Raw genomic sequence first — 9,958 nt, forward strand, 5'->3', positions numbered from 1 at the left:
ATCAAAGGTTAAAAACGACCCATACCACATTACAATTTAGTAAAGACAACAAGAAAATAAATGGAATTAGGTAGGACGATACTTTTATACAAGTATCGTCTTTGCCATTGACTATATGGCTTCGACACTTCCAGCTAAGGGGTTCTTTATTTGTATACTCGCGTGCAATAATAAGTTACCCTTTAAATTGTGTCATTCTACAGAGCGATTCTTTAAAAAGGTCAGCTTTTCTTACTAACAGTGCTTTACTTCAATAAGAGAGTTGTTTTCATGCCATTTAGAAACATCTGCTAAGATTCCACTAATACGTGTCTCAATTTCTCCACCATTCCTCCATTGAAAGTATATCACTTTAATAGGGGGTGTTTTTCCTTGTCTTATCTAACTAGGTCTCTCCACTGGAACCCCAGTGCTTTTTCTTTATAAGTAAATTGGTTCTTTCGATATGGTTAAAAACCCACTTTCACCATGTATTTGTAAAGCTTTTCATATTTTGGCAAGGATAATACCTTTATTTTCCAAGATGATTGTTAAAATCCGAGAGTTCTTCGTACGGAAGGGATAAAGGTTTGACTAATTGTAAGGGCGCAACAATTTGGGTTTTTAAGAGTAAGAATTAAGTTGGATGATATATCACGAGAAATCTGTTGTATAAAAGAAATATTAACGATATAAGATCGATGGATCCGGAGAAAAGAGTCTGGCAACCTTTGTTCGATATTCTTTAGGGTATAAATTGTACTATATTGACCATCCGCAGTATAAAACCATGTCTTCTTTTGATTGCTTTCAATATAAATTATTTGATCAACAGGGATCGGACTCCAAATATCTCCTTGTTTACCAGTTATAAAAGAGAGGGGTGAATGCTTCTTAAGTGAGTACCATGGTGGCAGAATTACTGTTAGTGCCCCGTTAAATCCATCTTGTCCTTCTATGAGATAACCTACACCATAATACGGAATTCCGAATACAGAGTCATCAACCAACGTCTCAACTCGACCCTTCTGGTGGAAAACTCGTTCTGAGATGCTTCCTGAAGGGATTGGTTGTCCGGGGCGAATTTGAATGTCATGTATGCCAGCATAATAATTTATATATCTATTGCCGCTCGCAACGGCTACAGATGCTTCTTTGGGAACCCAGTCTTTAATGAATTGAAGCACTTCGTTTTTCAAGCTTCTACTCCTCTCCATATGTTTGGCATCATTATAACACCAATGTGTTATTTTTTATTTGGTTATTTGTCATTTTTTCTAACTATTTAAATTATTCAATCATAGTTTAATTCTGTTTTTATCCACCGTTAACCCTTTTCATCAACATATAGAAAGCTTTGTCCGAAAATTATGACATATACAAATAAACTGTTATAAAATTACGATAAATAAACAAACTTTTGTAAAACAGTTGTTTGGAAAGGATGATGTTGGTCTATCAGTTTGGGGATGGACTACACTTTTAATCATCATTTTTAAAGCGCTTTCAAAAGATTCATCTTCGTGATATTCAGGAGAGGCCACAAACATGCAAAGCTCGCGCTTCAAGTGTTTGCCGAGAGAATTCATAAATATATCGGGATGTACGCGATGCAATTAAGAGAATTGATGCGAACATCTTTACGGCAGGTATTGGCGAAAATAGTGACGTCATCCGCTCTCGTGTTTTGGACGGTCTGGAATTTATGGGCGTATATTGGGATCCTGCCCTCAATAAAGTAAACGGCAGCGTGTCGTTCATTAGTTATCAACACTCACTGGTCCAAGTGTTGGTTATACAAACAAATGAATAAATCATAATTGCCAGAGATACGGTTCGCTTAACGCTTCGTGAAAGTCACCTAGTATTATAGACAAAATAATTGCTGTTTATTTAGGGTCATTTTTTCTGTAAATGTTCAGTGTGCTCGTTTTCTATAATACTTGGAATCTAATATTTTTAATAAAGATAAAACTAAGCATGTTGATATAGGGTATGTTGAAGGCAATGAGCGATGTATCTTAAATTTATACGAGGGGGATTATCATGTTAAAAAAGAAGGGTTTAGAGGGAGTAGTCGCAACAACCTCTTCTGTCAGTTCGATTGTTGATGATATGTTAACATATAGAGGCTTTTCGATTGATGATCTAGCCCAATTTGCCGATTTTGAAGAAGTTATTTATCTATTGTGGCATAACAAACTCCCTAAATTAGAACAGTTAACTGAATTTCGAAATGAATTAAATGTAAACGCTTCCCTTCCTGAAGAATTAATTGCACAATTGAAATTGTTTCCTACCAAAAATATTCATCACTATGGCGGTCTTAAGGACGTGCGTATCAACACTCGCACTGTATGACGAAGAAGCAGATGAAACCAGTGATCAAGCCAACTATCGTAAAGCTATCCGTTTACAAGCGAAAATACCGGCAATCATAGCAGCTTATGCGCGTATTTGTGAAGGGAAAGAACCGATTCCACCCAAAAGCTCACTAAGTTTTGCTGCCAACTTTCTCTATATGTTAAATGGAGCAATACCCAATTCAAAGTCTGAGGAAGCGTTTAACAAAGCACTCGTTCTACACGCTGACCATGAGTTAAACGCCTCCACCTTTACAGGTCGTGTATGTGTCGCCACGTTGTCTGATATGTATTCAGGGATAACAGCTGCAATCGGTGCGTTGAAAGGACCTCTTCATGGCGGAGCTAATGAGCGTGTGATGAAAATGCTGGCAGAAATTGATGAGATAGATTATATTGAGCCCTACTTGAAACGAGCATTTATCAACAAAGAAAAAATTATGGGCTTCGGCCATCGGGTTTATAAAAATGGCGATCCTCGTGCGAAACATTTGAGAGAAATGTCACGACAATTAGCCGAAGTCACAGGTGAAGACAAGTGGTATAACATGTCAATAATTATGGAAGAAATCATTCGAAGTGAAAAGGGATTGCCGCCGAACGTTGATTTCTATTCAGCATCCGTTTATCACTGCTTAGGGATTAAACATAACCTTTTCACGCCGATTTTCGCGGTGAGCCGCGTATCAGGTTGGATCGCTCATATTTTGGAACAGTATGAGAACAATCGTTTAATTCGCCCCCGCGCTGACTATATCGGACCGAAACACCTAGAATATATTCCAATCGCGGAACGTTAAGGGTACGGGTATTCCATATTTTGCGAGAAACTAGATAACGCCGCCCATCGTTGTTGCGCAGTTTTCACAGGTAAAGAGGCACAACTGTATCTCTTTAACCTCTTGTTTGCAGACCAACCCTGTTGATGGATGACATATGCCATCTTTATAGAATCAGGATTCCCGAAAGAAATTGTAGTTGGCACGTTTCCGTTCGGCACAGGGAGTTAAATTTGTCTGTAAAGGATTTTACAAACTTTGTTATAGAAGGAACCAGATTTTTTTGTAACTCGATGTGGAATTATATACTTATCCAAAAGATAGATAAAACGCATGCAAAATATCTTAAAGTCACGAAATGGGGTAACAAAATGACAAAAAACAGATGGTTAATAGCTTTATCTGCTATCGCTATCCACCTTTCCATTGGTGGGGCATACGCATATAGCGTATACAAGAAACCTTTAGTTGAGACTATGGGGTGGTCAGAAACTCAAGTAACTTTAGCTTTTACAATTATGATGGCACTTGCAGGAACCTCCGCAGCTTTCTTTGGGAAATTTGTTGAAAAGAATGGTCCAAGAAAATCAGCTATGGTTGCAGCTGTATTATTTGGTTTAGGACAAGCCGGTTCCGGTTTGGCTGTTATGATCGATTCACTTCCACTTTACCTACTTACTTATGGATTAATAAGTGGTCTCGGTTTGGGTATAGGATACATCTCACCAGTATCCACTCTAGTCAAATGGTTCCCCGATAGAAGAGGGTTAGCGACAGGTATGGCCGTACTCGGTTTTGGAGCTGGAGCTCTTATTACAGCCCCAGTTGCAGCAAGTCTTATGGAGTCTGTTGGAATTTATTCTACTTATTATATTTTAGGTGCAGGTTATTTCATACTAATGTTTCTAGGTGCTTCTTATATTGCACCTCCAAAAGCGAACTGGATTCCTGAAGGTATGAAAAAAGATATTGAGTCAGGCAAAAAAGAAATTAAGAAAGATTTGAGACAGGTAACTGCAAAAGAAGCGGTTAGAACAAAGCATTTCTGGATGCTGTGGACAATGAAATTAATTAATACTAGTGCTGGAATTATGATGATTTCTGTGGCTTCTCCAATGGCTCAAGACGTAGTTGGCTTGTCAGTCGCTGGGGCTGCTACACTAGTAGGTATCATGGGTATCTTTAATGGTGGAGGCAGACTTGGCTGGGCAGCAGCCTCTGATTATATTGGCCGCCCAAATGTTTTCGTGATTTTCTTTATTATTCAAATCGGAGCGTTCCTTTTACTGCCAACTACAACAAATTCGTTATTGTTCCAAGGGTTTATTTTGTTAGTTGTTAGTTGTTATGGTGGAGGTTTCTCAAATCTCCCTGCATTTGCTGGAGATTTATTTGGAACAAAAGAAATTGGTGCTATCCATGGTTATCTTTTAACAACATGGTCGCTTGGAGGAGTTTGTGGACCAATGCTGGTTACCGCAATTAGAGAAAGTACAAACAGTTATATTCCAGTGTTCTATGTTTTCGCTGGATTAATTGCAATTGCTTTCGTCATTTCCATCTGGCTGCGTTTAGATATCAAAAAAATGCAAAGAGCACAACAAAAAGGAATGAATTTAAGTAAAATTTCATAATTCAGAATAGTATCTCCAACTATTTAGTAGTTAATCTATTCGATAAAGGCATATCAATCAGCCGAGTTCCTTTTAGACAAGCTGTGATAATGCCTTTTTTTCTTGTTATTTGATTTTTGTACGATACTCACAGGTTCAACCTTACTTTTCAACCTGATTAAGAGACTTTTTTGATACATATCCGTCGTGTTCCATTTGTTGAAAATGGTGAAATTGTTGGTCTTTGTGCCAAAGGTGATCTAGCAAAGGTCAACATTCATGTCAATGAAGCCGGTGAAGCAAGCAGTTTATCAGTTCCGCATGAATGGCCAATCAGAATTGATTATGCAAACGGCCCTATTTATATTGGTGAACACGATTTATATGAAGAAGAAGAGAATGAAGATTGATATTGAAATTTACGATTGGCATAGTCGAATAGGTTCATATTTTAGTTATTAATGTATGTTAAATCGATTTTAGAGTGTTGACCAATAGGGTTAACGCTCTTTTTGTTTACAAAATTAGCTATATAGTGATGTAAGTGGATTTTTCCTTTTTGTTGAACTAACGGGTGCGTTAGCTGAAGATCGGAGCTGTCTTTAAGCTGCTATTAACGGGACTTACAGTGTGTTTGATGATAATTTAGTTAAACGCTTTTAATATATAGCACCGTCCATTTGTGACGGTGCTATAAAAAAGTTTTTTTAATGATTGTCTTTCTTTCATTTTGAATAATCCGTTTGAACGAATTTATTGTAGCGAAATGCATGCCTTCATGATATAAACAAAAACTGAGTAATTCTTCAATTGTTGATAAATTGAGACCTTTTGAAGTAGTAAACGGCTTCTCTATAACTTCTTTTAACCGAAATTCCAATTGTTGTTCGATCCTGTCCACTTGTTTCTCCAGTGATTGGATTAGTTCGCTAATCATTGGTAGTACTTTTTCTCCCCAATCGGTTGGTTTAGTACCAGTAATAATTAAATTGAAAATGTCTTTCTACATTGTAATTCTTTCATTAATACTATTAAAAGCGAACTTTTCTTGTACAACATATATATGTCCTAGATTCCATTTAATATTATTAGTGAATCCTTCAGGAATGAAAAGTGATGACTCGCCATTAATTTCGGATAAGCAACTAAATGTATTTTCTCGAATAAAGATGTAGTTTTTCTATGCATATATGCGTTCACTTTGGAGAAAATGATTGTTTATTTATTTTTTCGGCTTCTGCAAGAATATTTTTAATTAATATTTCAACGGTTTCACTTTTTGCTAATCTTGGACTCTGTCCAGACCAGAGTGACATGAAATCCTGATTATTTTGTCCACTGCACGTTTTTCTAATTACTTGAGTTAATAGGTTTTGTACAGGAAAATCGGGTACAACCAATTCATGCTCTAGCATATCTTCAATAAATTTGTTTTTAATACCTCTTGCCCATTTCCCAGAAAAGGCACGAGTAAAGGTTGTCTGGTCTTCAGCAGCATTTAAAATGGCCTCTTTATGCACCTTATGTGCTCCACTTTCGATACAAGTCAAGAAAGCTGTACCCATTTGTATACCTTGGGCTCCTAAGCAGAGTGAAGCCATTAATCCTCTTCCATCCATAATTCCTCCAGCAGCAATAACAGGTATGCTTACATTGTCAACAACCTGCGGAATAAGTGACATTAAACCTACTAGGCTCCCCTGATGACCATCAATAAAGTTCCCGCGGTGCCCGCCAGCTTCACTGCCCTGCACAACAACCATATCCATTCCTGCTTTTTCATTTTCAACGGCTTCCTTCACCGTTGTAGCTGTCCCTATAAGAGTAATGTTGTGCTGTTTTAATTTATCTATCACTTCCTTAGGAGGAATACCAAATGTAAAGGAACAAATAGATACATTCTCTTCAATGACAACGTTAACTTGTTCAATAAAGCTTTCAAAAATTTTGTTATATTCAGGAATGTCAAAGCTGTCTGTTTGTTCTAAGTTTAATTGCTTACGGATAGTGTGTAATAGCTGGTTAGCTGATTGGACTGCTTCAGGCGTTACGTTAAATTCGTTTGGCACGAAAAGATTGATGCCAAAAGGGTTTGACGTTAACTGCTTGATTTCTCTAATCTGCTCTCTTGATTGTATTGGTGTGTGATAGCCTGCTCCGATCATTCCAAGTCCCCCAGCATTGGATACCTTGGCTACTAAATCCGAAGTGGTGATACCTCCAGCCATGGGTGCTTGTATAATAGGGTTCTTAATCTTCAAATGCTTCATCATTTCATTATTTAACATCAATGACTCCCCCAATTTTGTATATTATTCCTAATTAATTCTCTTCTGTTTTTTTTATATTGGATGGATGAACGTTAGGGTTGTTCTCGAAATGAACCCCACTTAAAAGCAAAATTGCCCCAAAGAAGACAATACATGCTGCGCCAATAAAAGCAGCATTAAAATCATGTGTGAATGATGATAAGACTCCAGCAAGGGTTGGTCCTATCAACTGTCCTAAAGCATAAATAGCAGAAAGGATGCCAATAGTCCGACTGCTATCAGATGGATTCATTTCTCGTCCCACTGTTGTAGCCAGGGTGGTGATACCCATAAACGTGGCTCCAAATAATAAAGCACTTATGACAAAACTAGTTTTTGACATCCAAAAGACTGGCATCGCAATACCCAAGGATTGCAGAGCCATTGCAAGCACTAAAGATTTAATGTATCCCCACTTTTTAGCTAGTAAAGACCAAATGAGACAGGATGGAATCGCAGCCAATCCCACCATCATCCAAACTAAGGTGGCACCATTATGAAAGTATGAGGTCTTTTCAGCGATGGATACGATAAACGTTCCTGTAACAATGTAACCCAATCCTTCTAAACCATACGCAATAATCAACCATATAAGCCATTTAGTGGGGGGGACTTTTACAATCATATCTTGTTTATTTTTCTTCTTAACAACGTTGGGGGATTCATCGAGCCAGATCCATACAAAGATAGCAAGGATTCCACTCACAACAGCTAGTCCTATCCATGTCCCTTCCCACCGAAATAAATGGTTTAAACTCGGAATCATTAGACTGGATAAAAAGATTCCCAAACCTACTCCCCCATAAAACAACCCCGACCAACTGGTTTTTCTTATAGTTGCAAGTTTATCTAACACGATACCAGAGGCTAAGACCAAAACAAACGCACTGGCAAACCCTGATAGAAAGCGAAGTACATTCCATAGTAAATTAGAGTATGTGAAACCCATTAGGCCAGTGGTTAAGATACTGATGATGAGACTTACTCTTAATAAATTGGTTCTATACTTCTTAAACGGAATGGCACCAGCTAAAATTGCTCCAAGCAAATATCCTGCGTAATTACTAGATGCTATATAACCAGCAGTTGTATTTGATAAAGAAAGGTCCTTTTGCATAAGTGGAAGAATGGGAGTAAAGGCAAATCTTCCAATCCCCATAGCAATGATTAAAGAAAATATTCCCCCTATTAAAAAAAGATAAGTTTGCTTCTTCATAGATGCACCTCAATGAAATTGTATATTATAACCATATCTTTTTTAGTTATAATGAACCTGTTAGAAACTGTGCTTCTCCTAGCCCAAAACTCCAATCAGCATCGCTGTTTTCTGTTATAGAAACCATCAAGTCTTGTGGAGAAATCCCACATTCATATTCAAGTTTAAGTGCAAGAAGTGCGTATAATGTTTCTTTCTGTTTTTCAGTTCTTTTTTTACTAACAATACTAATAATTACTAAGTCTCTGCTTCTTTTAAACCCCAGTCCAGTATCCTCGATTATTAGCTCATGCGGTGGGTGCTGATGAACTATTTGATAACGATCACTTTCAGGCACTTGGAAAGCTTCCACCATCGCACGATGAGCTGAATCCAATAATTTTTTAAGATTTTCCTCGTTTCTTCCTTCTACTAAGTCAAAACGTAATAATGGCATTTTTGTGTGTCTCCCCTCAAAAAGTAATAATGTCTTTAGAGTATCCAGTTAAATGTAGGATATTATAAGCATATCTTTTCTTTGCTATATGGTATAATACATAAAATTGATATTTGGTATCACTCATAACGATGGCTAAAAGGAGAGATCATTTTGGATTTGCATACATTAAAAATTTTCCAGAGTGTTGCTAAGATGGGGAGTATTTCTCAAGCAGCAAGAGAACTACAATATGCACAGTCAAATGTCACAATGAAAATACAGCAGTTGGAATCGGAGCTTCAAACAACTCTTTTTTATAGACATAATCGTGGCACTGCATTAACTGACAAAGGAAGCATGTTGCTAACATATACAGAAAAGATATTCGATCTTATAGAAGAAACCAAAAATATGATGAATGATGATCAAACACCTAGAGGTCCGTTAATTATTGGTTCAATGGAAACAACCGCAGCGGTTCGCTTACCAGTCTTATTTTCAAAGTATCATAAAGACTTTCCAGAGGTTGATGTAACTTTAAAAACAGGTTCTACAGAACAAAATATTCAAGCAGTTCTGCAGAATGAACTTGATGGAGCATTTGTATCTGGCCCTATTAATCATCCTGATCTCATTCAGAAAGAAGTATTCGAAGAGGAACTAATGCTCATTACAGATACAGTTCATCCTCCAATAGCTTCTTCCATCAATGAAATTCAAACAAGGACGCTGCTTGTATTTCATTCAGGATGTGCTTATCGTGAAAAGTTTGAACAATGGTTATACCAAGAGAAGATGATACCCAATAAGATAATGGAATTTGGCACGATAGATGGAATCATCGGTTGTGTAGCAGCTGGTCTAGGTATAAGTATGCTTCCACAAAGTGTGATTACAAAGCATGTACAAGACGGAATCATTAGACAACATTCAATTCCGAATCTATATGGAAAAGTCAAAACAGTATTCATTTATCGAAAAGATAAGTATGTACCTGCGTCTTTAATTAAATTCATCAATATGATATGTGATGAGGAGGAATTGTTAGATAATAAAAGGTTAATTTAAGTGGAGTGATATTTTCTTCAATTTACAAAGATTGTGAAGGAATGTACTTAAACTACCATGAAAATAGACTTCTGGAATTTAGGGGAAAAGGCAATACTTAAGAAGACGCAGCTCATTGTTTTTTAAAAAGGGGAGAGCGCCTAATTTACTGATTTATTGTAGGTAAGTGGACTGGATTAAGATGCTTCAGGTTCTTGTAATGTAACTGTGTAT

Annotated in this window: 7 protein-coding genes and 3 pseudogenes; 5 read left to right on the forward strand and 5 right to left on the reverse strand. The window is 37.1% G+C overall.

What is annotated here, in order from left to right; translation table 11 throughout:
• Positions 1-530: 530 nt before the first annotated feature.
• Positions 531-1,178, reverse strand: coding sequence for a LytR/AlgR family response regulator transcription factor (locus ACZ9AO_RS25195; RefSeq protein WP_056519948.1), 648 nt, complete (start codon positions 1,176-1,178; stop codon positions 531-533).
• A 348-nt stretch (positions 1,179-1,526) separates the two neighbouring features.
• On the opposite strand from ACZ9AO_RS25195, the pseudogene ACZ9AO_RS25200 reads away from it, so the two are divergent.
• The 4 genes and pseudogenes from ACZ9AO_RS25200 to ACZ9AO_RS25215 all read left to right on the forward strand — a co-directional run.
• Positions 1,527-1,792: pseudogene (locus ACZ9AO_RS25200) on the forward strand (acetate kinase); the annotation flags it as partial.
• Positions 1,793-2,025: 233 nt separating this feature from the next.
• Positions 2,026-3,142: pseudogene (gene citZ / locus ACZ9AO_RS25205) on the forward strand (citrate synthase).
• A gap of 350 nt (positions 3,143-3,492) precedes the next feature.
• A complete protein-coding gene (locus ACZ9AO_RS25210; RefSeq protein ID WP_230163192.1) occupies positions 3,493-4,755 on the forward strand; it encodes an L-lactate MFS transporter in 1,263 nt (420 codons plus the stop codon).
• Positions 4,756-4,925: 170 nt separating this feature from the next.
• Positions 4,926-5,144 carry a hypothetical protein gene (locus tag ACZ9AO_RS25215; RefSeq protein ID WP_476111076.1) on the forward strand — a complete coding sequence of 73 codons (219 nt, stop codon included), beginning with the start codon at positions 4,926-4,928 and terminating at the stop codon, positions 5,142-5,144.
• A gap of 281 nt (positions 5,145-5,425) precedes the next feature.
• Here ACZ9AO_RS25215 and ACZ9AO_RS25220 read toward each other — a convergent pair.
• The 4 genes and pseudogenes from ACZ9AO_RS25220 to ACZ9AO_RS25235 all read right to left on the reverse strand — a co-directional run bounded on the left by ACZ9AO_RS25220 (position 5,426) and on the right by ACZ9AO_RS25235 (position 8,695).
• A pseudogene (locus tag ACZ9AO_RS25220) lies at positions 5,426-5,905 on the reverse strand (DinB family protein).
• Between the two features lie 25 nt (positions 5,906-5,930).
• Complete coding sequence (locus tag ACZ9AO_RS25225) at positions 5,931-7,022, reverse strand: NAD(P)H-dependent flavin oxidoreductase (protein ID WP_476111078.1); 1,092 nt, start codon at positions 7,020-7,022, stop codon at positions 5,931-5,933.
• 34 nt (positions 7,023-7,056) lie between these two features.
• Positions 7,057-8,259, reverse strand: a complete 1,203-nt coding sequence (locus ACZ9AO_RS25230; RefSeq protein WP_476111080.1) for a YbfB/YjiJ family MFS transporter — start codon at positions 8,257-8,259, stop codon at positions 7,057-7,059.
• 46 nt (positions 8,260-8,305) lie between these two features.
• Positions 8,306-8,695, reverse strand: a complete 390-nt coding sequence (locus ACZ9AO_RS25235) for a tautomerase family protein (RefSeq protein ID WP_476111082.1) — start codon at positions 8,693-8,695, stop codon at positions 8,306-8,308.
• 153 nt (positions 8,696-8,848) lie between these two features.
• On the opposite strand from ACZ9AO_RS25235, the gene ACZ9AO_RS25240 reads away from it, so the two are divergent.
• Complete coding sequence (locus ACZ9AO_RS25240) at positions 8,849-9,745, forward strand: LysR family transcriptional regulator (protein WP_476111084.1); 897 nt, start codon at positions 8,849-8,851, stop codon at positions 9,743-9,745.
• Positions 9,746-9,958: the final 213 nt, after the last annotated feature.

It is taken from the genome of Peribacillus sp. TE19612 (assembly GCF_056279465.1).